The 22,785-nt window shown below is 70.0% G+C and carries 22 protein-coding genes; 9 read left to right on the forward strand and 13 right to left on the reverse strand.

Annotation, left to right across the window (positions count from 1 at the left end):
• Window positions 1–83 precede the first annotated feature (83 nt).
• On the forward strand, window positions 84–1,163 hold the full coding sequence (locus tag FA740_RS08110) for a PA0069 family radical SAM protein (protein ID WP_136856271.1): 1,080 nt from the start codon (window positions 84–86) through the stop codon (window positions 1,161–1,163).
• Here FA740_RS08110 and bmt read toward each other — a convergent pair.
• The 4 genes from bmt to rpsF form a co-directional block, all read right to left on the reverse strand.
• Window positions 1,160–2,128, reverse strand: coding sequence for a betaine--homocysteine S-methyltransferase (gene bmt, locus FA740_RS08115; protein WP_136856368.1), 969 nt, complete (start codon window positions 2,126–2,128; stop codon window positions 1,160–1,162). The two genes, FA740_RS08110 and bmt, sit on opposite strands and share 4 nt — an antisense overlap.
• A 165-nt stretch (window positions 2,129–2,293) precedes the next feature.
• Window positions 2,294–2,878 carry a 50S ribosomal protein L9 gene (rplI, locus tag FA740_RS08120; RefSeq protein WP_136856272.1) on the reverse strand — a complete coding sequence of 195 codons (585 nt, stop codon included), beginning with the start codon at window positions 2,876–2,878 and terminating at the stop codon, window positions 2,294–2,296.
• Between the two features lie 13 nt (window positions 2,879–2,891).
• Window positions 2,892–3,119 (reverse strand): 30S ribosomal protein S18, encoded by a 228-nt coding sequence (rpsR, locus tag FA740_RS08125; RefSeq protein ID WP_042247758.1) that lies wholly within the window; start codon window positions 3,117–3,119, stop codon window positions 2,892–2,894.
• Between the two features lie 13 nt (window positions 3,120–3,132).
• Window positions 3,133–3,573, reverse strand: a complete 441-nt coding sequence (rpsF, locus tag FA740_RS08130; protein WP_136856273.1) for a 30S ribosomal protein S6 — start codon at window positions 3,571–3,573, stop codon at window positions 3,133–3,135.
• 236 nt (window positions 3,574–3,809) lie between these two features.
• On the opposite strand from rpsF, the gene FA740_RS08135 reads away from it, so the two are divergent.
• From FA740_RS08135 to FA740_RS08160, 6 genes are all read left to right on the forward strand, one after another.
• Entirely contained in the window at window positions 3,810–4,730 is a 921-nt protein-coding gene (locus tag FA740_RS08135; protein WP_136856274.1) for an MBL fold metallo-hydrolase, read from the forward strand.
• Complete coding sequence (locus FA740_RS08140; protein WP_136856275.1) at window positions 4,727–5,104, forward strand: rhodanese-like domain-containing protein; 378 nt, start codon at window positions 4,727–4,729, stop codon at window positions 5,102–5,104. The genes FA740_RS08135 and FA740_RS08140 overlap by 4 nt, the downstream gene beginning before the upstream one ends.
• A gap of 64 nt (window positions 5,105–5,168) precedes the next feature.
• Window positions 5,169–6,128 (forward strand): agmatinase, encoded by a 960-nt coding sequence (gene speB / locus FA740_RS08145; protein WP_136856276.1) that lies wholly within the window; start codon window positions 5,169–5,171, stop codon window positions 6,126–6,128.
• Window positions 6,129–6,235: 107 nt separating this feature from the next.
• Window positions 6,236–7,291 carry a peptide chain release factor 1 gene (gene prfA / locus FA740_RS08150; RefSeq protein ID WP_136856277.1) on the forward strand — a complete coding sequence of 352 codons (1,056 nt, stop codon included), beginning with the start codon at window positions 6,236–6,238 and terminating at the stop codon, window positions 7,289–7,291.
• Window positions 7,288–8,124, forward strand: a complete 837-nt coding sequence (gene prmC / locus FA740_RS08155) for a peptide chain release factor N(5)-glutamine methyltransferase (protein ID WP_136856278.1) — start codon at window positions 7,288–7,290, stop codon at window positions 8,122–8,124. The genes prfA and prmC overlap by 4 nt, the downstream gene beginning before the upstream one ends.
• Before the next feature lie 254 nt (window positions 8,125–8,378).
• Window positions 8,379–9,260 (forward strand): DUF4167 domain-containing protein, encoded by an 882-nt coding sequence (locus FA740_RS08160; protein WP_136856279.1) that lies wholly within the window; start codon window positions 8,379–8,381, stop codon window positions 9,258–9,260.
• Between the two features lie 722 nt (window positions 9,261–9,982).
• Here FA740_RS08160 and rsmA read toward each other — a convergent pair.
• The 6 genes from rsmA to lptF are packed head-to-tail and all read right to left on the reverse strand — an operon-like array spanning window position 9,983 to window position 17,756.
• Entirely contained in the window at window positions 9,983–10,822 is an 840-nt protein-coding gene (gene rsmA / locus FA740_RS08165) for a 16S rRNA (adenine(1518)-N(6)/adenine(1519)-N(6))-dimethyltransferase RsmA (protein WP_136856280.1), read from the reverse strand.
• Entirely contained in the window at window positions 10,819–11,853 is a 1,035-nt protein-coding gene (gene pdxA, locus FA740_RS08170) for a 4-hydroxythreonine-4-phosphate dehydrogenase PdxA (protein ID WP_169306258.1), read from the reverse strand. Before pdxA ends, rsmA begins: the two co-directional genes overlap by 4 nt.
• Entirely contained in the window at window positions 11,850–13,118 is a 1,269-nt protein-coding gene (locus FA740_RS08175) for a peptidylprolyl isomerase (RefSeq protein ID WP_136856282.1), read from the reverse strand. Before FA740_RS08175 ends, pdxA begins: the two co-directional genes overlap by 4 nt.
• 29 nt (window positions 13,119–13,147) lie before the next feature.
• On the reverse strand, window positions 13,148–15,520 hold the full coding sequence (locus FA740_RS08180) for an LPS-assembly protein LptD (RefSeq protein ID WP_246053528.1): 2,373 nt from the start codon (window positions 15,518–15,520) through the stop codon (window positions 13,148–13,150).
• Window positions 15,517–16,626, reverse strand: coding sequence for an LPS export ABC transporter permease LptG (gene lptG / locus FA740_RS08185; protein WP_136856283.1), 1,110 nt, complete (start codon window positions 16,624–16,626; stop codon window positions 15,517–15,519). The genes FA740_RS08180 and lptG overlap by 4 nt, the downstream gene beginning before the upstream one ends.
• On the reverse strand, window positions 16,623–17,756 hold the full coding sequence (gene lptF, locus FA740_RS08190) for an LPS export ABC transporter permease LptF (RefSeq protein ID WP_136856284.1): 1,134 nt from the start codon (window positions 17,754–17,756) through the stop codon (window positions 16,623–16,625). The genes lptG and lptF overlap by 4 nt, the downstream gene beginning before the upstream one ends.
• 107 nt (window positions 17,757–17,863) lie before the next feature.
• On the opposite strand from lptF, the gene FA740_RS08195 reads away from it, so the two are divergent.
• On the forward strand, window positions 17,864–19,447 hold the full coding sequence (locus FA740_RS08195; protein WP_136856285.1) for a leucyl aminopeptidase: 1,584 nt from the start codon (window positions 17,864–17,866) through the stop codon (window positions 19,445–19,447).
• Window positions 19,448–19,624: 177 nt separating this feature from the next.
• Window positions 19,625–20,074, forward strand: a complete 450-nt coding sequence (locus tag FA740_RS08200) for a DNA polymerase III subunit chi (protein ID WP_136856286.1) — start codon at window positions 19,625–19,627, stop codon at window positions 20,072–20,074.
• 85 nt (window positions 20,075–20,159) lie between these two features.
• Here FA740_RS08200 and urtE read toward each other — a convergent pair whose 3' ends face one another.
• The 3 genes from urtE to urtC are packed head-to-tail and all read right to left on the reverse strand — an operon-like array spanning window position 20,160 to window position 22,781.
• Window positions 20,160–20,867 (reverse strand): urea ABC transporter ATP-binding subunit UrtE, encoded by a 708-nt coding sequence (urtE, locus tag FA740_RS08205; RefSeq protein WP_136856287.1) that lies wholly within the window; start codon window positions 20,865–20,867, stop codon window positions 20,160–20,162.
• 1 nt (window position 20,868) lies between these two features.
• Complete coding sequence (gene urtD, locus FA740_RS08210) at window positions 20,869–21,609, reverse strand: urea ABC transporter ATP-binding protein UrtD (RefSeq protein WP_136856288.1); 741 nt, start codon at window positions 21,607–21,609, stop codon at window positions 20,869–20,871.
• Window positions 21,606–22,781 (reverse strand): urea ABC transporter permease subunit UrtC, encoded by a 1,176-nt coding sequence (urtC, locus tag FA740_RS08215; protein WP_136856289.1) that lies wholly within the window; start codon window positions 22,779–22,781, stop codon window positions 21,606–21,608. The genes urtD and urtC overlap by 4 nt, the downstream gene beginning before the upstream one ends.
• Between the last annotated feature and the right edge of the window lie 4 nt (window positions 22,782–22,785).

A 22,785-nucleotide genomic window follows, 5' to 3' on the forward strand; every position in this document is an offset into this window, starting at 1 on the left:
TGCGTCGGGCCAAAGATGTGGGCGGGGCGGGGGAACATCAACCATGCCCTTGCGATGTTCTTGATGTGTTCTATAATCACCCCATGCTGCCGCCCCGTGATCCCGACCAGCGCCTGAAGGCCCGTGGCGCCGACACCCGCCCCGCCGGGCGGTTCGAGCGCGAGAGCCGCATCCGCGAATCCGACGATTGGGACATCCCCGAGGAACAGGTCCTGCTGCGGACCGAGGTGACGGTCGAACGCCCGCGCAGCATCATCACCCGCAACACCTCACCGGACATCAGCTTTGACCGCTCGATCAACCCCTATCGGGGGTGCGAGCATGGCTGCATCTATTGCTATGCCCGGCCCAGCCATGCCTATCTGGGCCTGTCGCCGGGGCTGGATTTCGAGACCAGGATCACCGCCAAACCCGATGCCGCAGCCCTGCTGGCGCGTGAGCTGGCCCGGCCCCGCTATCGTCCCGCGCCGATCGCGCTTGGCACCAACACCGACCCCTATCAGCCGGTCGAGGCGCGGCTGGCGATCATGCCGGGCATCCTGCGGGTGCTGCGCGACTGGAACCATCCGGTGACGCTGGTGACGCGCGGCCAGACCGTCCTGCGCGATCTGGACCTGTGGGCGGAACTGGCGGCGCGCGATCAGGCGGCGGTGGGGGTCAGCGTGACCACGCTGGACGCGGATCTGGCCCGCGCGCTGGAGCCGCGCGCGCCCACCCCCGCCACCCGTCTGCGGATGATCCGCGATCTGTCGCGGGCGGGCGTCCCGGTCCGCGTGATGGTCGCCCCCGTCATCCCCGTCCTGACCGAGCCCGAGATCGAAAGGATCCTGACCGCCGCGCGCGAGGCGGGCGCGACCACCGCCACGATGATCCCCCTGCGCCTGCCGCATGAGGTGGCGCCCCTGTTCCGCGACTGGCTGGAGCGGCACCGCCCCGGCATGGCCACGCATGTGATGAACCGGGTGCAGGACATGCGCGGCGGGCGCGACAACGACCCGCGATTCGGCCACCGTTTCCGGGGCGAGGGGCTGCATGCCCAACTGGCGCAGCAGCGGTTCCGGCTGGCGCGCAAGCGGCTGGACTATCGCAGCGGCGGCCCGGCGCTGGACTGTTCACGCTTTGGCCCGCCGCCGCGGGCGGGGGATCAGCTGTCGCTGTTCTAATGGCGGCGGTCGTCGGGGCTGCTGAAGGCGCCCAGCTGTTCGGCGATCCGCTCCAGCGTGGGGCGGGGGCCGCGCGGGCGGGTCTGGAGCGCCTCGGCCATTGCGCGCAGATGCGCGGGCATGGTGCCGCAGCAGCCGCCGATGATCCGCACGCCCAGGTCGCGCGCCAGGCAGGCGTAATCGGCCATCAGCGCGGGCGTGCCGTCGTAATGGATATGCCCGTCATGCAGATGCGGGACGCCGGCATTGCCCTTGGCGATCACCGGACGCTCGTTTCCCGAGGCCGCAAAGCCGGTGACCGACCGCAGCAGGTCCGACGCGCCGACGCCGCAATTCGCGCCATAGGCCACGGGCGGGTTGGGCAGGCGTTCGACCGCCGCCGCCAGCTGGCCGGGCGTCACGCCCATGATCGTGCGCCCCGCCGTGTCAAAGCTGAGACTGGCGCACCAGGCCATGCCGGTCAGGCGCGCGGCCTCGGCGGCGGCGCGCAGCTCCTCCAGCGAGGCCAGCGTCTCGAACCACAGGATGTCGGCGCCGCCGTCCTGCAGGGCCTGGGCCTGTTCGTGGAACATCTGGACGGCGCGGGCATGGGTCAGGCTACCCATCGGGGCCATGAACTCTCCGATCGGGCCGATCGAGCCCGCCACGATCACCGTGCGACCGGCGCGGTCGGCCTGATCGCGGGCGATTCCGGCGGCCAGGCGGTTCAGCTCGGTCACGCGGGTGGCGGCACCATGCAGGGCCAGGCGGCTGGCATTGGCGGCAAAGCTGTTGGTCAGGAAAAGATCCGACCCGGCCTCGATCGCGGCGCGGTGCAGGGCGGCGATGCGGTCGGGATGGGTCGCGTTCCAGATTTCGGGCGGGGTGGCCGCGTCCAGACCCATGTTGAACAGCGCGGTGCCCGTGGCCCCGTCGGCCAGCACATGCGGGCGGGTCTGCAGCATCCGGGACAGCGCGTCGGTCATCACCACATCCTTGGCCATGCGCCGGGGCGCCGGGGCAATGTCGGGTCCAGTCATCAGGTCCATGTCGGGATGTGCCACATCAGGAAGGATTTTGACATGAACGAATGAAAAACCGCGCCGGTTTCCCGGCGCGGCAAAATTTGTCTGCACTTGATCCGGACAGGATCAGTTGCGGTCGTCGCTTTCGCCATCATCGGCACCGCCGATGTCGTCGAACAGCTCGGCGATCTCGAATTCGGCCTCGGCATCGGCTTCGGCGGCGATGTCCTGGATGGACTTGCCCTGGGCCTGCAGCTCGGCTTCCTCGTTCGAACGCGCGACGTTCATGGTGATCGTCGCCTCGACCTCGGGGTGCAGCACGACGGTGACGTCATGCAGACCCAGATCCTTGATCGGCTCGCGCAGCACGACCGACTTGCGGTCGACGGTAAAGCCGGCCTCGGTCGCGGCCTCTGCGGCGTCACGCGTGGTGACCGACCCGTACAGCGCACCCGAATCGGATGCCGAACGGATGACCACGAAGGTCTGGCCGTCCAGTTTCTCGGCGATCTTCTGGGCTTCGGCCTTGGACTCCGCGTTGCGGGTCTCCAGCTGCGCCTTCTGACCTTCGAACGCCTTGATGTTGGCTTCCGACGCGCGCATCGCCTTGCCCTGGGGCAGGAGATAGTTGCGTGCAAAGCCTTGCTTGACGTTCACGACTTCGCCCATCTGGCCCAGCTTGGCCACACGTTCCAGCAGGATGACTTGCATCGTTCAGGTCTCCTTACTTGACGACATAGGGCAGCAGGGCCAGGAAACGCGCGCGCTTGATGGCACGGGCCAGCTCGCGTTGTTTCTTGGCCGAGACGGCGGTGATGCGCGAGGGCACGATCTTGCCGCGTTCGCTGATATAGCGCTGCAGCAGGCGGGTGTCCTTGTAGTCGATCGCAGGTGCGTTATCGCCCGAGAACGGGCAGACCTTGCGACGACGGAAGAAGGGTTTGTTGGCCATTCGTCAGATCCTCTCAGTTCCGCTCGCGGCGTTCGCCGCGGTCGCCGCCACGATCGCCCCGGTCGCCGCGATCACGGTCGCCCCGGTCGGGACGGTCGCCACGGGGACGGTCGCCACGCTCGCCACGCTCTTCGCGCTTCTGCATCTGGACCGAGGGGCCTTCCTGATGCTCGTCCACGCGGATGGTCATCACGCGCATCACGTCATCATGCAGGCGGGCCAGGCGTTCCATTTCCAGCACGGCACCCGAGGGGGCGTCGGTGCGCAGGAAGGCATAGTGGCCCTTGCGGTTCTTGTTGATCTTGTAGGCCAGGGTGCGCACACCCCAGTATTCATGCTCAACGACCTTGCCGCCGTTATCGGCGAGTACGGTCGAGAAGTGTTCGATCAGCCCTTCGGCCTGCGTGTTCGACAGGTCCTGGCGGGCGATCAGCACATGCTCGTACAGAGGCATGGCGATCCTTTCGGGTTTCTTGCGCATTTCATCGACGGGCCGTCCCTTCCGCACCCGTCACGAGAGGCTGCGCCGTTACAGATAAGCCAAGGCGGAAGGATGGCGTGTCATAGCAGCAGATCGCGCGGATGCAAGGGATTTCGCCTCATCCCGGCCTGCCGCAGCGGGTGGGGGTTCACATTCCGCCCGGCGTGATTATATTCCAGTAAATGAATGTATTTGGGAAGGAGCAGGCGATGTTCACTCGGGAAAGCCCCTCGCGCGGCGCGGGCTCGCCGCATGTGCTGGGGTTCTGGGACAAGCCCACCGGCAGCTGCCAGTATCTGGTCTGGGACGAGGCCACGAAACAGGCGGCCCTGATCGACGTGGTGCAGGAATTCGACCCCCGCGCCGCCGTCAGCCGTCACCACGCCGCGGCCTGGGCGCTGGAGCAGATATCCGCGCGCGGCCTGACGCTGGCCTGGATCCTGGACACGCATCCGCATGCGGACCACCTGATGGCCTCGGCCTGGCTCAGGGCGCGGACGGGCGTTCCCAACGGCATCGGCGAGAGGGTCATCGACATCGCCCGCCTGTGGGAGGGGCTGTATCACCTGCCCGGCGCCTTTGATCCGGCGGCTGATTTCGACCACCTGTTTGCCGATGGCCAGACATTCGCCCTGGGCGATCTGCCGGTGCGGGTGATGCTGCATTCGGGGCATACCTTGGGGTCGGTGAGCTACGTGGTGGGCGATGCGGCCTTTGTGCATGACACGTTCATGCAGCCCGACGTGGGCACCAGCCGCGCCGATTTCCCCGGCGGCAATTCCAGCGAGCTGTATGACAGCCTGATGTCGGTCCTGTCCCTGCCGGACGAGACGCGCGTCTTTGTCGGTCACGATTACGGCACCAAGGACCGTGACGACCCGGAATGGGAATCGACCGTGGCCCAGCAGCGCGCGGCCAATGCCCATGTGGGCGGCGGCATCAGCCGGGCCGATTTCCGCGCGCTGCGCGATGCACGCGACGCGACGCTGCCTTTGCCGGAACGGATCCTGCATGCGCTGCAGGTGAACCTGCGGGCGGGCCGGATGCCGGAACCCGAGGCCGACGGAAACGTCTATCTGAAGATCCCCACCAACGTCTTTACCGACAAGTTCAAGGACCCGACCGCATGAAGACCGAACAGACTGGCCACGGCACCCTGGAGACCTGGACCCCGGACGAGGTCGCCCGCGCCCTGGCCGACGGCAAGATCGCCATGATCGACGTGCGCACCCCGGCCGAATACATGCAGGAACAGATCGAGGGCGCGCTGCTGGCGCCCATGGCCTATATCGTCCCCGAACGGCTGCCTTTGGGGGGCGACCGGCCTGTGGTGCTCTATTGCGGCGGATCGCGGCGGTCCGAGGCGGTGGCCCGGCAGATCCTGGAATCGGGCGTGGTGGACCGCATCGCCCATCTGGAGGGCGGCTTTGGCGCCTGGAAAGAGGCCGGCAAGCCCTATCGCGGCACAGATCTGGCCACCGGCGCGCCGAAACTGGTGCGCTGATCGCCCCTTGCGAAGGGCCGGGGGCGCGGCCAATCTGGCCCGCGCAACCTGCCGGGAGGACGCGATGGCGCTGGAAGACGCAAAGACCCAGGTCGATCAGGCCTTTACCCGTGACAGCCTGCGGGGCCTGTCCTTCGAGAACGCCTTTGGCGGGGCGACCAGCTTTCTGCGCCGCCGCTATACCAAGGACCTGACCGGCGTCGACGTGGCGGTGACGGGCATCCCCTTCGATCAGGCGGTGACGCATCGACCCGGCGCGCGGTTCGGGCCGCGGGCGATCCGCGAGGCATCGACCCTGCAGGCCTTTGATCCGCCCTATGGCTGGGGCTTTGACCCGCTGTCGGTGATGGATGTGGTCGATTACGGCGACATGGCGTTCGATTACGCTGCGGTGCGCGACGTGCCTGCGCGAATCGACGCGCATCTGGGCACCATCCTGGACGCGGGGGCCGCGCCCGTGACCCTGGGGGGCGATCATTTCGTCACGCTGCCGATCCTGCGGGCGGTCGCGGCGCGGCGGGGGCCTGTGGCGCTGATCCAGTTCGACGCGCATTCCGACACCTGGGTCGATGACGACCCCGACCGGATCGACCACGGCACCTTCCTCTACAAGGCGATACGCGAGGGGCTGGTGGACCCGGCGGCCAGTGTCGCGGTGGGCATCCGCACCGACAACCCGGACACGATGGGCGTCACGATCCTGGACGCGCCATCGGTGCATCGGGACGGGGTGGAGGCCACGCTGGCGCGCATCCGCGACACTGTGGGGGACAGGCCCTGCTATCTGACCTTCGACATCGACGCGCTGGACCCGGCCTTCGCGCCGGGGACGGGCACGCCGGTCTGGGGCGGTCTGGCCAGCTGGCAGGCGGCGGCGCTGCTGCGCGGGCTGGCGGGGCTGGATCTGATCGGGGGCGACGTGGTCGAGGTCTCGCCGCCCTATGACACGACCGGGGCCACGGCCATCGCGGGGGCCCATGTCGCGATGGAGCTGATCGCGCTCTTGGGCTGGAACCGGCGATGAAGTGCGTCCCGCGACGCGCCGGGGGGCTGCGCGCCCCCCGGACCCCCCCGGCGGCGCGCCCTTGGTCGCGGCTTGTCCTGATGCGGACGGGGGGGTAAGGCCCAGCCATGTTGCCCGAAGACCGCCTGATCCAGATCCTGCAGCGTTTCGAGTTTCTCGAGGCGCAGCTGAATGCCGGGGCCGCGCCCGAGCGCATCGCCGCCATCAGCCGCGAATATGCCGAGCTGAAGCCCGTCGTGGCCCAGATCGACCGCTGGCGCGCCTCGACCGCGGGGCTGGAGGAGGCGCGCGCCATGCTGTCCGACCCCGAGATGCGCGAGCTGGCCCAGGACGAGCTGCGCCGCCTTGAGGCGGAGCTGCCCGCGCTGGAGCAGGATCTGCGCATCGCGCTGTTGCCGCGTGACGCGGCCGATGCGCGACCCGCCATCCTGGAGATCCGCCCGGGCACCGGGGGCGACGAGGCCGCGCTGTTCGCGGGCGACCTGCTGGAGATGTATCGCCGCCACGCGGAAGGCCAGGGCTGGCAGTTCCAGATGCTGGAGCTGACCCGGTCCGAGCTGGGCGGCGTCAAGGAGGCCATTGCCCGGATCGAGGGCGAGGGGGTCTTTGCCCGCCTCAAATACGAATCGGGCGTGCACCGCGTCCAGCGCGTGCCCACCACCGAATCGGGCGGGCGCATCCATACCAGCGCGGCCACCGTCGCCGTCCTGCCCGAGGCGGCCGAGGACGTGGACATCGACATTCCCGCCGCCGACATTCGCATCGACACGATGCGCGCCTCGGGTGCGGGCGGCCAGCACGTCAACACCACCGATTCGGCGGTCCGCATCACCCACCTGCCCACCGGCATCGTCGTCACCAGCAGCGAAAAGTCCCAGCACCAGAACCGCGCCAACGCGATGGCGGTACTGCGCGCGCGTCTGTACGATATGCAGCGCGCGGCGGCCGATGCCGAACGCGCCGCCGACCGCCGCGCCCAGGTGGGCAGCGGCGACCGTTCCGAACGTATCCGCACCTATAACTTTCCGCAGGGCCGCATGACCGATCACCGCATCAACCTGACGCTTTATGCGCTGGACCGCATCATCGCGGGTGACCTGACGGAAACCATCGACGCGCTGACCGCGCATGACCAGGCCGCGCGCCTGGCCCAGGCCGAATGAAGCTGTCGGACGCCCAGGCCCAGGGCGCGGCGCTGTTGCGGGCGGCGGGCATCGGGGGGGCTGCGCGCGACGCCGACCGCATCCTGGCCGCGGTGCTGGACATGGAGCCGGGCCAGCTGCGCATCACCGACGACCGCGCGCTGACCGCCGATCAGGCCGCGCGCTTCAACCACGGGATCGCGGCGCGGGCGATGCACCAGCCGGTGGCCCAGATCGTGGGGTTCCGCGATTTTTGGGCGCATCGGTTCACGGTGACCGCCGACACGCTGGACCCCCGGCCCGAGACCGAGGCCCTGGTCGAGGCCGCCCTGGCCCGCCCCTGGACCCGCGTGCTGGACCTGGGGACCGGGACGGGCGCAATCCTGATCTCGCTTCTGGCGGCGCGGACGGGGACCACGGGGCTGGGCACCGACATCTCCGAGGCGGCGCTGCAGGTCGCGCGCGGCAATGCACGGCGCATCGGCGTCAATGCCCGGTTCCGGCAGGCCGACTGGCTGCAGGGCGTCGAGGGTCCGTTTGACCTGATCGTGTCCAACCCCCCCTATATCGCCGCGATCGAGATGCCCCTGCTGGACCCCGATGTCCGCGACTGGGAGCCGCATGGCGCGCTGACCGATGGGGCGGACGGGCTGACCGCCTATCGCGTCATCGCGGCGGGCGCGCGGGCGCGGCTGGCCCCCGGCGGCGCGGTCCTGGTCGAGATCGGCCCGACCCAAGGCGCTGCGGTGGCGGCGCTGTTCGCGGCGGCGGGCGCCGACGTGCGCATCCTGCCCGACCTGGACGGGCGCGACCGCGTGGTGCTGGCCGATTTCGCGCCCATCGCGGCGGTTTGACGCCGGTTGCGGGGGATTTTCGGCAGTTTTCCCTTGTCTCGCGCGGCGCGGCATGGTTAGTCAGCGGCGTGCGACAGGCCTTTGCCGTCGCATGGGTCAGCCTGACAACTGCCGATACCGAAAGGGCGCAACCGCTGCGCCGTGGCTGGGCAAGGCAAGGCTGAACGGAGTGGTCACAGCCCCCGTATCCGTCCGACACCGCCGTCCAGCTTACGCTGGCATCCCGACGCCCGGAAACAGTACAGACAAGACTGATGAGATCATCAAAATCCCGCTCGCGTAGCAAATCGAACCGCCAGCGCACGCTGGGGAATATCACCAATCGCGTCTTCGACAGCTCGGGGCCCGAGGGCAAGGTGCGTGGCACCCCCCAGCAGATCATCGAGAAATACCTGACGCTGGCGCGTGACGCCCAGCTGTCCCATGACCGCGTGGCCGAGCAGAGCTTTCTGCAGCATGCGGAGCATTACACCCGCATGCTGGGCGAGGCGAACCGCGAGATGGCCGAACGTCAGGGCCAGGGCCGCAGCGACGACGACTATCAAAGCAGCATGGGCGGCCACGGCTATCACCAGGGCGGCAACGGGGGCCAGAACGGCAACCGCGACCATCAGGGCGACGGCCAGCGCCATGCCGACCAGGGCCAGCATGGCAATCGCGACAGCCAAGGCGACAACCAGCGCCGTGACGGCAATCGCGACAACCAGGGCGACGGTCAGCGCCGCGACCAGCAGAACCGCGACAACCAGGGCGGCAACCAGCGCCGCGATGGCAACCGCGATGGTCAGGGAAACCGCGATGGCCAAGGCCAGGGCGACGGCAACCAGCGCCGCGATCAGCAGCCGCGTGAGCAGCAGCCCCGCGAACCGCGTCAGGACCGTGTCGAGGCGCCGCGCGACGAGATCCAGCCCAGCCTGCCCGAGGTGATCGTCTCGACCGCCGAGGATCAGGGCGCGCCGATCAGCACCCCCGAGGCCGAGGCCGCCCCCAAGCCCGCGCGCAGCCGCACCCCGCGCAGCCGCGCGCCCCGGCCCGCGCCCGCCGAAGGCGAGGCCGCACCCGACGCGCCCGCAGCCCCGGTCCGCAGCCGCCGCAAGCCGGCCCCCGCCGCCCCGCGCGAGGGCGAGCAGGACTGATCCTGCAGACCCCGAAACCGGACAGGGCGCGCCAATGGCGCGCCCTTTTCCATTCCGGGTCCCTGGCGCCGGAATGCGCCCCTATCCGCCTTCCCTGATCCGGTGTCGGGTGGGTCCCCCCGCGCTATCCGCATGGTAAACGCGCTCCTGACACCGACCAGATAGCATTTTGATTGCCGGTCTGGTCATGGCGGCTCGCCCCTGACGGGCGGCTCATGGTGATGCGCGCCCTGACTGGTAATCTCGCGTCGTTGAGAAACCCGCAACGCGGAACCCTCCGCCGCCCGTCCTCCGTATCGCCAGCCTCTGCTCGACACCCCGCCCGGCTCCCTCCAAAGCTCAGCGTTCTGCCGAACGGGATGAGGTCATCGCGGCGGCATGGCCGATCATTGTCAGATGCGTCGGAAAGGCTGTGCCCTTAGCGAGTATGCGCGACGGGGCGGTGGGTTGGGAGGGTCTTCCCGTCAATCCCGGTTCGCGTGTGCTTGGCATGCCCGCCTGTTCCGGTCCGCCTTCCGCCTTCCGCCGCCGGAGATTGAGGAGCTTATCGCGGGGGCGGTGCCATGATCAGTCCTGGATCCGTCCTTCGGACGGAAACCCGACCCGACCTGCCGCCTGATAACACCCCGGACCAGCGTGGGAGCGCAGACCGCCCCCCTGTCGCCGTTGGGTCCGCGCATGGGGAATCATCGCGCGGGGGGATGCTGCGGATCAGTCAGCGTTCAGCGAGCGGCCTTCAAGGCGCGGGCCAGGGCGCAGAAGCGTTCCAGCTCGATCTCCTCGGCCCGGGCGGTGGGGGGGATGCCGACGCTGTCCAGCAGCGCCTCGATCTGCGGATGCAAGCCCTTGAGGCTGGCGCGCAGCATCTTGCGGCGCTGGTTGAACCCCGCCCCGGTGATCTGCGACAGCACTGCCGCATCGGCCGGAAAGCGCGGCTGGGGCAGGGCGGTCAGGTGGACCACGGCGGAATGGACCTTGGGTGCGGGGACAAAGGCCTCGGGCGGCAGGGACATCACGATCTGCGCGTCCGCCCGCCACTGCGCCAGCAGCGCCAGCCGGCCATAGGCCTTGGAGCCGGGGCGGGCGACGATGCGTTCGGCCACCTCGCGCTGGAACATCAGCGTCAGCGACTGCCAGAAGGGCGGCCAGTCCTTGGGTGTCAGCCAGCGGATCAGCAGTTCCGTGCCGACATTGTAGGGCAGGTTCGCGGCCACCCGGATCGGCGGCGTCAGATGCGCCAGCGGGTCGATCTGCAGCGCGTCGCCGGTGATGACCGTCAGGCGGCCCGGATAGGCCTCGGCGATCTGTTCCAGCGCGGGCAGGGCGCGCGGGTCCTTTTCGATGGCCAGCACATGGCGCGCGCCGCAGGCGAGGAGGCCGCGGGTCAGCCCGCCGGGGCCGGGCCCGACCTCCAGCACGTCGCAGCCGGTCAGGTCGCCCGCCTGCCGCGCGATCTTGTGCGTCAGGTTCAGGTCCAGCAGGAAGTTCTGGCCCAGCTGTTTCTTGGCGCGCAGGTCATGGGTCGCGATCACCTCGCGCAGGGGGGGGAGGTCGTCGATCATGGTGCCTTGCCGAAGGCCGGGGGCATTCTGCCCCCAGACCCCCTGAGGATATTTTCGTGAAGAAGAAGCGCGCGGGCGGTGGCCATGTCGGCGGCCAGGCGCAGGGCGGCGATGGTAGAGGAGGGGTCGGCCAGGCCCTTGCCCGCGATGTCGAAGGCGGTGCCGTGATCGGGCGAGGTGCGGATGAAGGGCAGGCCGAGCGTCACGTTCACGCCGCCGTCGAAATCCAGCGTCTTGATGGGGATCAGGCCCTGGTCGTGATAGCAGGCGATGGCCGCGTCATAGCGCGCCCGCGCCGGGGCGTGGAACATCGTGTCGGCGGGGTGGGGGCCGGTGACGTGCAGCCCTTCGGCGCGCAGGCGGGCGATCAGGGGGGCGATCAGGTCGCGGTCCTGGGTGCCCATCATGCCGCCTTCGCCCGCATGGGGGTTCAGGCCCGCGACCGAGATGCGCGGCGCGGGCAGGCCGAAGTCGCGGATCAGCGCGGCATGGGTCAGGCGGATCGCCTGTTCCAGCGCCTGTTCGGTCAGGGCTGTGGGCACGTCCGCCAGCGGGATGTGGATCGTCGCGGGCACCACCCGGCAGGGCGGCGTCACCGTGGTCGAGGCCAGCATCATCGCCACCGGCACGTCGCCCGCCAGATGCGCCAGGAACTCGGTATGGCCCGGAAAGGCGAAGCCCGCGCCGCGGATCAGGGCCTCCTTGCTGATGGGGGCGGTGCAGATCGCGGCGACCTGGCCCGTCATGGCCAGATCGACCGCGCGGGCGATCACCGCGATCACGTCCGCCGCATGGGCGGGATCGGGGCGGCCGGGCGTGGCGGGGCCCGCGAAATCGTGGCGCAGGACCGGCAGGTGCCCGGGGGTCACCGCATCGTCGGGCGCCGCGACCTGGGTCCAGAGCGCGCCCTGGGGCAGGTGGCGCGGATCGCCCAGCCAGACGATATCGGCGCCCGCAGCCAGGGCCAGGGGCGCCAGTTCCGGCCCGACGCCCGCCGGTTCGCCGCAGGTCAGCAGGATGCGCGCCATCAGGGCCGCCGGATGATCGCGTCGGCGCGCAGATCGGCCAGCAGACCTTCGGCGGCGGTGTTGATGCGCGTGTTGAACAACCGGTCGCGGACCTGATCGCGGGTGGGGATGCCGGGGGTCGCGGATTGCGGGATGGCGGCCTCGACCCCGTCATCGGGCAGGGCGGTGGTGGCGACCTGGGGCTGGGCGGCCAGGGCGGTCTGGCGCGAACACAGCATCACCAGATCGGCCCCCGCACCTGCGGGGATCACCCCGGCCTCGTCCGCGTCCAGCGAGGCCAGCCGCGCGGCGATGCCCTGCGGGATCGCGCCTTGGGACGCGGTCTGGCGCTGGACCTGCGGGGCGGCGTCGCCCGCCTGCACATAGAGGTCGTCGCAATTGCGCACCCGCGCGGCCAGCGCAGCCGCGTCACCGGCCGATGCCAGGCGCAGCGTCATGTAATCCAGCACCTGCTCGCGCGCGCCGGGACGCAGCGTGCCCTGTGCGTCGCGCAGATGGAACAGCACCACCGCGCCCTCGACGGGCAGGGCCTGCGTGGTCTGGCCGGGCTGCAGCGCGGTGATGATCGGGCGCAGGCTGGGCGGCAGGTTGTCCAGGGCTAGCATCTCCAGCCGGCCGCCCGCCTCGGCCGAGGGCACGGCCGAATATTGCCGCGCGGCTTCGGCGAATTGCGCCTCGGTCGGGCGCGAGGCCGAGATACGCTCGGCCAGCTGCAGGGCTTGCGCCTCCTGGCCCGGGGGCGCGGGGATGATCAGCTCGGACAACAGGACGCGGTCGATGATCGGGGTCTCGATCACGCGCTGCAGCTCCTGGTCGACCTCTGCATCGGTGATGGTCACGCGGGCCAGCAGGCGGGCGCGCACGACCTCGCGCCAGACGGTGCCGGCCTCGACGAAATCGCGGAACACGCCGTCCTCGACGCCCGCGCGTTCCAGCTGGGCGATGAAGCCCGCAGCGTCCAGCCCGGCGCGGCCGGCGAATTCCTCCAGCCCCGCCTGCAGCCCCTCGGGGGTGATCTCGACGCCGATCTGGCGGGCGGCCTGCACGCGCAGGCGGTCGTCGATCAGCGCCTGTTCGGCGGCCGCGGCGCTGGCATCGGGGGCACCGATCACGCGCATGAACCGCATCCGCTGATCCACCTCATAGCGGGTCACGGCGCTGTCGTTCACATAGACCACCGGTGCGAACAGGTTCTGCGCCAGCGCGGGCGCGCCTGCACCCGTGGCGATCACCGCCGCCAAGGCGATACCCGAAAGGAAATGCCGCATCATAGCCCTCGTTCGTTGCGATCTGCAGGTTAGCGCATGCAGCTGCGGCGCGCCACCGTGCCCCGCGCCTGTTCTTGGGTGCCGAAACCGCCCAGGCGGACCGACAGGTCCAGGCTGGTCTCGGCGCGCAGCAGGTCGGAACTGCTGAAGCGCCGCGACAGGCCGGTCTCCACCGTGATGCATTCGTTGCGATAGCTGACCTGCAGCCCCGCCCGCTGCGCCCGGTCGGCGGAAAAGTCATAGCGCGTCTGGGCCTCGCCCCACCAGCCCGGCGCGATCTGCCAGCCGATATTGGCGGCCAGTTCGCTGGCATCGACGTCGCGGCCCTCGTCCTCGTCGCGGTCGATCCAGATGTATCCCGCCGACAGCTGCAGGTCGGTGCGCAGCCAGCCCACCCGCAGCTCGTTGCGCGAGATGGCGAATTCGTCGTCGAACAGCGCCCGGTTGGCCACCGCCAGCCCCGCGCCGTTGTCGTAATGCGCCGCCAGCAGCCAGTCGGAGCTGCGCCCGCCCAGGGGGCTGTCGGGGGCGAAATTGTCGGCCGCCCGCGCGCGCAGCACCCGGCCGCCGGTCACGCCCAGGGACCAGCCGGTCGGGTCGATCCGCGTCCAGGTCGCGCCGATATTGGCGCGCAGCCCGGTCTCGCGCACGTCCCAGCCCGGAAAGCGGTTGTCGGAAAACAGGTTGCCCTCGTCGAACTCGATCAGGCGGCTGTCCTCGTTGGGGATGTCCTCGTCGCGGCCGCGGGGCGAATACAGCACCTGGATCACGGGTTCCACCAGATGGGTGGCCCCGCCCGCGCCGCCCGCCAGCGGCCAGCGCAGCTCGACACCCACCTGCGGATCGACGCGGGTGACCAGCTGCTCGAACCGGTCGTCCTGGGCGATGCGGTACAGGTCCGCATCCAGCCCGGCCAGCCCCGCCGCGACCACCCCCCCGGGCAGGATCTGGCTGCGCCGCCAGTCGATGCCGACCGACCCGCGCGCCACGTCGCGCCCGATCCGGTCCGTGTTCGACGGGCGCCTATGCGCATGGACCGACCATTCCAGCAGCGCCTCGCCGCCGATCAGGGCGGGGGTGGTGCGGCGCAGCCAGATCGCATCGGCCACCTGCGCCGGAGAGGTCGCGTTATCTTCATCTTCGCGCAGCGATTCGTAATTGCCGACCCGGCCCCAGAACAGCTTGTCGCGGCGCACGCGCTCGACCGAGACGCCGCTCCACAGCCGGTCGGCGCCGGTCACCCCGTAATCCAGCAGATAGGCCCGGTCGGATGCGCGCTGCACCTGCAGCCCCAGCCGATAATCGCGCGGCAGCAGGAACTGGCCGGTGCCGAACAGATAGCCGCGCGTCTCTCCGGGGCGCAGGTCGTCGCGGCTGACCGCGCCGTTCACCTCCACCGCGCCATTGGCAAAGGCCTGGCGATAGCGCGCCTCCAGCGTGGTGGTGCGGTTGGCGGCCAGATAGGGCGTCAGCGTCAGGTCGGCCTGATCGCCAAGCGTCTGGAAATAGGGCAGCTTGACCCCGAACCCCAGGCCCGAGGTCGTGCGGATCTCGGGGCGCAGCAGGCCCGATCGGCGGTCGACCGTGGGGTCGGGGGCGGTCACGCGAAACGGCGCATAGGCCAGCGGCACGCCCAGGGCGCGGAATTGCGGGCGATCAAAGGTGATTTCGCGCGTTTCCGCATCATGGGTGATGGTCCGGGCGCGGATCTCCCACAGGGGGCGGGGGTCCTCGGCGCAGATGCGGCAGGACGAGGCGACCACATTGGTCATCTCGGTGATGCGGCCCGCCTCGCGCCGTTCCAGCCGGGTCGAGGCCAGCTGCAATTCCCGCGCCAGAACCAGCCGCGCGCCCAGCACGATGCCGTCCTGCAACGCACGGTCCAGCTGGGCGCTGTCCGCCACCAGCACCGCGTCGCGTTCGGGGTCGGTGCTGCCGGGGCGCGACAGGTGGATCGGGCCCTCGATGGTCAGATCGCCCGTCTCGCCGTCCACGGTGATGCGCGGCGCGACCAGGCGCGCGCCCTGATACCAGGCCACCACCCCGCCTGACGCGATCAGCGTGCCGCCCGCCTGAACCGTCACCGCATCGGCCAGCACCGTGGCCGCGCCAGATTGCGGGTCGGTGGGCCGGTCGCCCGGCAGGGTCAGCGTGGTGGCCGGGCTGGCCGTGGCGGGGTTCTGCGGCGTGGGGGTGCGGTCGCCCACCGGGTTGCTGCCCAGGCTGTCGGATTCAGGCGCCAGCGCGGTGACACCGGCATCGGCCCGGCCCGTGGCGCCCGGCATGCCGCTGATCGCGCCCATGCTGCCCTGGTCCCAGGCGGTCTGGGCGGCCATCGGTCCAGCCAGCGCCAGCAATGCGGCCCCGGATGTCAGCGCCGTGGTGATGATGCGCAGGCTCATCCGTCCTCCCGTCTCAGGATCAGTCCCAGGGCCAGCATCATGCCGACCAGAGGCGGCGTCCAGGCCGCCATCGCGGCGGGGATCTGCCCGTTATCGCCCAGAACCTGCGCCAGGTTGCGCAGAAAGAACAGCGCGATCCCCGCGCCAAAGGCCAGCAGGACGGCGGTGCCGCTGTTGCGCCCGCGCATGTGCTGCATGGTAAAGGCGGCGGCGATCATCACCATCGCGGCCATCAGGAAGGGGCGGGCCAGCTCCATCTGGAACCAGACCTTGTGGCGCGCGGCGGAAAAGCCCGCCCGCTCCAGCCCGGCGATAAAGGCGGGCAGCTGCCAGACCGGCACCGAATCGGGCCGGCCAAAGCCGTCGCGAATGCGCTGCGCCGTCAGATCGGAGGCCAGCGTCATTGCCGCATGCCGGGTGACGGCGGCCATCGGGTTCGGGCGGTCCAGCGGGAAGTCGCTGACCTCGCGCAGGTCCCAGGCACCGGGCGTCAGGCGGGCCTCGCGCGCCTCGATGCGGCGGACGGGCCCGGCCTCGGCGTCGAACACCAGAAAGCTGGCATCATACAGCGTCACGGCATCGGGGCTGGCGCGGCGGGCGCGGATCACGATCTGCCCCGATTCGCGGCCGTTCTGCTGCATCCCCTGACGCAGCCAGACGGCGCTGTCGCCCAGGCTGACGGTCTGGCTGCCGCCCCGGTCGATCCCCGCGACCGCATCGTCGTAAAGCGACCCCGTCACCGCCACCAGCGGGTTCAAAAGCCCCACCGCCAGCACGCCGACCAGCGCCGCCGCCGCCGCCGGCGCCCGGATCACCCGCAGCCCCGACCGCCCCGACGCGCGGATCGCCACCATCTCGCTGCTGCGGGCCAGGCCCAGGAACAGCGCGATCCCCGCCAGCACCGTCATCAGCGGCAGGATCGAATAGAAACTGCCCGCGATGTTCAGCCCGGCCAGTTCCGCAGCCCCGCCCAGGCCCAGGCCGCGGCCCGAAAAGCGGCGGATCATCTCGATCATGTCGATCAGGAACAGGATCAGCAGGAACACCCCGGCGATCATCACGAACCCGCGCAGGAACCGCCGCGCGACATAGCTGGCCAGGATCATGCCCGCGCCCCCCCGCCGGACCCGCGCGGCCCACGCGGTCGCGCGGCCAGCCACAGCAGCGCCGCGCACAGCGCCGCGCCAAAGACCGCCGGCAGATACAACAGCGGCCACAGCCCCGCATCGCGCCCGACCTGATTGGCGGCGGCATTGGACAGGAACTGCACCGCGATCAGCCCCAGGATCGCCCAGCCAACCTGCCGCCACACCCCAAAGCGCGAAAACCCGCCGATCATCAGCGTGGCGAAACCCAACATCGCGGCAATGGGCGACAGCAGGGGCTGCGCCAGCCGCTCATGCGCCTCGCGCCGCGCGTCGCCCGCGCTGGCGCCCGTGGCCTCCAGCAGGGCAGGCGGCGCGGCCAGCAGCGTGGTCGTGCCGAAATCGCGCAGATCGCGCCGCCGGTCACCGCCGCCTGCGAACATCGCCCCGATGTCATAGCTGAACTCGGCAAAGCGCGTCACCGCCAGGGCCGGGCCATCGGTGCCGGGGCGCAGGGTCTGGGCCATCCCCTCCAGCAGGATCAGCACCGGGCCGGTGTCGTTGCGCACCACCAGCGCCTCGCGGGCGGTATAGGTGACGGTCTGCGCCGGGTCGCGCCCGTCCTCGATGAACAGATCCAGCAGGCGGCCGTCGCCCGCCACGTCGCGGATGAACAGCGTCACCCGCTGGCCGGGATACTGAAAGCTGCCGGGGCGCAGGAACTGCGCGGTCACGTTCTCGGCGATCTCGGCGGACCGGTCAGCCAGCCGCGCCCGTGCCATCGGCACCAGCCCGTGGACCAGCACCGCCACCATCACCCCCACGAAGACGCCAAAGATCAGCACCGGCCGCGCCAGCCGCCAGGGCCCCAGCCCCGCCGCATGCATCGCCACCAGCTCGGATTCCCCGGACAGGCGGTTCGTGCCATAGGCCGTCGCCGCGAAGGCCGCCACCGGCAGCACGACCGAGATCACCAAAGGCAGTGTCAGCGCCGTGAACTCCAGCACCACCAGCGCGGTCTGGCCGTCATTCAGCAGGTCGTCGAACAGGCTGACCGCCCGGTTGATCCAATAGACCGACACCAGCACCAGCGCAAAAAAGCCGAACAGCGTCAGCAGCTGCGCAAGGATATAGCGGTCGATCCGGGGCATGGGGGGCCTTCATGCGTGACGTTCCGTCCTGCTTAGCGGCAAGGGCGGCTCTGGAAAAGGGCCGGACGGGGGTCTAGGGTCACCCGCAACCAGACGTGAGGACCACCATGACACAGCCTGTCGAAATCAGTTTCACCGAGGTCGCGCTTGAAAAGCTGGCCGAACACCGGGGCCGCGTGGCGCTGGTGCTGACCGCAGCCGACCGCCTCCCCGGTCGCCTGCCCCGCCCCGCGCGTGAGGCCGCGGCCCGCGCGCTGGCCTCCAAGGCCGGTCAGGCGCTCAAGCCCGGCCAGGTGCTGGAGCTGGCCTTTCCCGCCGGGATGGCCGCCGATGCGCTGGTCCTGGTGATGCTGCCCCAGACCAGCACCCAGGCCGAGGCGCGCCGCGCCGGTGCCGCCCTGGGCGCGAAACTGGGCCGCAGCCACACACTGATCCATGCGGGCAATCACAAGCTGGCGGCCGATCTGGCCTTTGGCCTGGCGCTGCGCGGCTATGATTTCTCGGTCTACAAGACGAAACCGGCCAACGGCCCGGCCCGGCCCGGCGCGGGCGACGGTATGATGCCCGAATCGGAAGGCGCCGCCACCGACGCCCTGCTGGACGATGCCCAGGCCGCTGATGCCGCCGAGGGCACCGACGCCCCCATCGGCGACAAGGCCCGCGTTACCGTGATGGTCAAGGACCCCGAGGGTCTGGCCAAGTTCGCCCAGGACGCGGCCGCCGTGGCCGAGGGCGTGTTCTTCACCCGCGATCTGGTGAACGAGCCTGCCAACGTCCTGACCACCAGCGATTTCGCCGACCGCCTGCTGGCCATGCAGGAGATCGGCCTGGAGGTCGAGGTGCTGGACGAGGATCAGCTGGCCGCCCTGGGCATGCGCGCCCTGCTGGCCGTGGGTCAGGGCAGCGAATCGCCCTCCAAGGTGGTGGTGATGCGCTGGAACGGCGGCGGCGACGAACAACCGCTGGCGCTGGTCGGCAAGGGCGTCGTCTTCGACACCGGCGGCATTTCCATCAAGCCCGGCGCGGGCATGGAGGAGATGACCATGGACATGGGCGGCGCGGGCGTCGTCGCGGGCACCATGCGGGCCCTGGCGCTGCGTCGTGCCAAGGCCAATGTCGTGGGTCTGGTCGGCCTTGTGGAAAACATGCCCGACGGCCGCGCCTATCGCCCCGGCGACATCCTGAAATCGATGAAGGGCGACACGATCGAGGTCGTGAACACCGATGCCGAGGGTCGCCTGGTCCTGGCCGACGTGCTCTGGTACGCGCAGGAAACTTATCAGCCGCGCGCCATCATCGACCTGGCGACCCTGACCGGCGCGGTGATCATCGCTTTGGGCCATGACAATGCGGGTGTCTTTTCGAACGACGACGCGCTGGCGGGCCAGATCCTCTCCGCCGCCCAGGCCGAGGGCGAGGGCGCCTGGCGCCTGCCCTTGGGCAAGTCCTATGACAGCCTGATCGACTGCCGCCTGGCCGACATGAAGAACACCGGCGGCCGCGCGGCAGGCTCGATCACCGCGGCGCAGTTCCTGCAGCGCTTCGTGCGCGAGGGTCAGGCTTGGGCGCATATCGACATCGCGGGCGTGGCCCTGCCGCCGGGCGGGACCGACCTGGCCCCAAAGGGCGCGTCGGGTTGGGGGGTCATGACCCTCGACCGCCTGGTCCGCGACACCTACGAGGCCCCGTGACCCGCAGGCCGACCCGCGCAACGCCCGCAAGCGGTGTACGCGCTGTGCACGCCCTGTGCACCGCCCGTGCCCGCCCTGTGCGCCCCCATTTCCAGCAATTGCTGGGGATGTCCGGCCCCTCGCCGTGTCGGGTGCGCCGCGCAACGCGCGCTGCCGTTGCGGGGGTGTTGCGCTGACATGGGCAAGGCGCTGTTCTATCACCTCACCCGCTCTCCGGCCGAGGCGCTTTTGCCAGTCCTCTTGACCAAGGCCCTCTCCGCCGGCTGGCGGGTGGAACTGCGCGCGCCCGACGCGGCCCGGCTGGACATGCTGGACCAGCAGCTGTGGCAGGGCGACGGCTTCCTGCCCCACGGCCTTGCGGGCGGCCCGAATGATGCGCGCCAGCCGGTGCTGCTGACCCTGCCGGATCAGCCCGCCGCCAACGCGCCCGCCTGCCTGATGGCGGTGGACGGCGTGCCCGTCACCGCCGATCAGGCGCAAGCGCTGGACCGCACCTGCATCCTCTTCGACGGCGGCGACCCGAATGCCGTGGCCCGCGCCCGCGACCAGTGGCGCCAGCTGACCGCCGCCGCCATCGAGGCCGAATATTGGTCCGAGGAATCAGGCCGTTGGGAGCGGAAACGCTAAGGCTCCCACGCCCACCACCGGGCACCGGCCTTCCGGGGGGTCCGGGGGGCTGGCAGCCCCCCGGCCACCGCCCGCGGCAACGTCCTCAGGCGTCTGCATGCCCCGCCAGCCGCGCATGCAGATCGGCCCGCGCCAGCCCGGCCTTGGGCCCCTGCAGCACCGCGCGCCCGCGCTCCATCACCAGGAACTGATCGCCCAGATCCCACGCGAAATCAAAAAACTGCTCGACCAGCACGATGGCCATGTCGCCCCGGTCGCGCAGGGCCGCGATGACCCGCCCGATCTGCGCGATGATGTTGGGCTGGATGCCCTCGGTCGGCTCATCCAGCAGCAGGACCCGCGGCTTGGTGATCAGCGCGCGCGCGATCGCCAGCTGCTGCTGCTGGCCGCCCGACAGATCGCCGCCGCGCCGATGCGCCATCTCGGCCAGCACCGGAAAGCTCTCAAAGATCTCGTCGGGGATGCGCCGCTCCGCGCGGGGCAGGCAGGCGAACCCGGTCTCCATGTTCTCGCGCACCGTCAGCATCGGAAAGATCGCCCGCCCCTGCGGGACATAGCCCACGCCCATCCGCGCCATCCTCTGCGCCGACAGCCGCCCCAACACCCTGCCGTCAAAGGAAATATCACCGCCCGACCGGGGATGCCGCCCGGCCAGCAGGTTCATCAGGCTGGTCTTGCCCACGCCATTGTTGCCCATCACGCAGGTGACCTCTCCGGGGCGCGCGACCAGGTCGATCCCGTGCAGGATCTGGCTGCCGCCGTAATGCAGGGTCAGGTTTTTCGCCTCGATCATCTCATCGCCCCAGATAGACGTCGATGACGTCGGGATTGCGGGTCACGTGGTCCAGGCTGCCTTCGGCCAGGACGGACCCCTGATGCAGCACCGTCACGCGGCAGTTCAGGCGGCGCACGAAATCCATGTCGTGTTCGACCACCACCACCGCCCGCGTCTCGGCCAGACGGCACAGCAGCGTCGTGGTCTGTTCGCGTTCCGCCAGGGTCATACCCGCCGCAGGCTCATCCACCAGCAGCAGGCGGGGCTCCTGCGCCAGCAGCATGCCGATCTCCAGCCACTGCTTCTGGCCGTGGCTCAGCTCTCCGGCCAGGCGGGGCAGCTGATCGGCCAGCCCGACCTCGGCCGCCAGCTCGGCCACGCGGGCGCCCGATTCCGCCGTGGGCCGCCAGCGCAGCACCGCGAACGGGCTGCGGTCGGCCTTCAGCGCCATGATCAGGTTGTCGGCGACTGACTGGTCTTCGAAGACGGTGGGGCGCTGGAACTTGCGACCGATCCCCTCGCGGGCGATCTGCGCCTCGTTCATCTTCAGCAGCGATTTCGACCCGTCGCCCCACAGAACCTCACCCGCATCGGGGCGGGTCTTGCCGGTGACGATGTCCATGAAGGTCGTCTTGCCCGCGCCGTTCGGCCCGATCACCGCGCGCAATTCGACCGCGTTGATGGAAAACGACAGGTTGTTGATGGCCTTGAACCCGTCAAAGGACTTGCTGATCCCGCTGACCTCCAGAAGCGCGCTCATGCCCGATCTCCTCTGCGGCTGAACAGGTCGAACACTCCGGCGATGCCCTTGGGCGCATAGAGCGTGACCAGCACGAAGGACAGGCCAAGCGCCACCTGCCACCAGTCGACCCAGTTGACCACATAGCCCGGCAGGTGGATCGACGGCGCCCGCCCGCCCGTGAACCAGCTGGACAGCAGCGACACGACCACCGCCCCGATGACCGCACCATACAGCCGCCCGCGCCCGCCGATGGCCACCCAGACCGCCAGATAGATCGAGGCGATGGGCATCATCTCGGCCGGGTTGATGATCCCGGCCTGGGGGTAATACAGCGCCCCCGCCACGGCGGTGATCATCGCGGCCAGGGTGAAGACGACCAGCTTGAACCCCTCGACCGGATAGCCCAAGAACCGGACGCGTGTCTCGTCGTCGCGGATGGCGCGGACCACGCTGCCGAACTTGCCGCTGACCAGCCACGCGGCCAGCGCATAGAACAGCGCCAGCGCCGCGGCGGAGGCCCAGAGGAACCACACCGACAGCGTCGCCTGATCGACATGGTCCAGCCCCGGCAGGTTCTGCAGGCCCGACAGCCCGTTATTGCCCCGGAACCCGCTGTCGTTCTGAAACAGCCACAGCGCCAGGGCCAGCGTCATGGCCTGGGTCAGGATCGACAGATAGACGCCGTTCACGCGGGACCGGAAGGCCAGCCAGCCAAAGACCAGCGCCAGAAGCCCCGGCACCGCCAGCACCAGGATCAGCTGCAGCGTCAGCGAATGCGCGAAACTCCAGACCAGCGGCAGCTCGGATGCGCCCACAACGCCAAAGATCTGGTTGGTCACCGCGTCCTGCAATTCCTGCGCGGTGGCGGGGATGGGCCCTTGGGCCAGCTGGGCCGCGACGATGCCTTCGGTCCGGGCATACATCAGCCATTGCCCGATCATGTAGCCGCCAAGCGCAAAGAACGCCATCTGCCCCAGGGACAGGATGCCCAGATAGCCCCAGACCAGGTCCATGGCGACGGCGGCCAGCGCCAGGCACAGCGTCTTGCCCAGCACCTTGACCATCGACGTGGGCACCGCGCCCGTGCCGTAAGCCTGGCTGAGGAGCGTGACCGCGACGGTGAACACCGCCAGCCCGGCCAGCACGATCAGGACCGAGGGGTTGCGCAGGATGAAAGGCGTTCGCGTCATGGTG

Source organism: Paracoccus hibiscisoli (genome assembly GCF_005048265.1).
In the GTDB taxonomy this organism is placed as follows: domain Bacteria; phylum Pseudomonadota; class Alphaproteobacteria; order Rhodobacterales; family Rhodobacteraceae; genus Paracoccus; species Paracoccus hibiscisoli.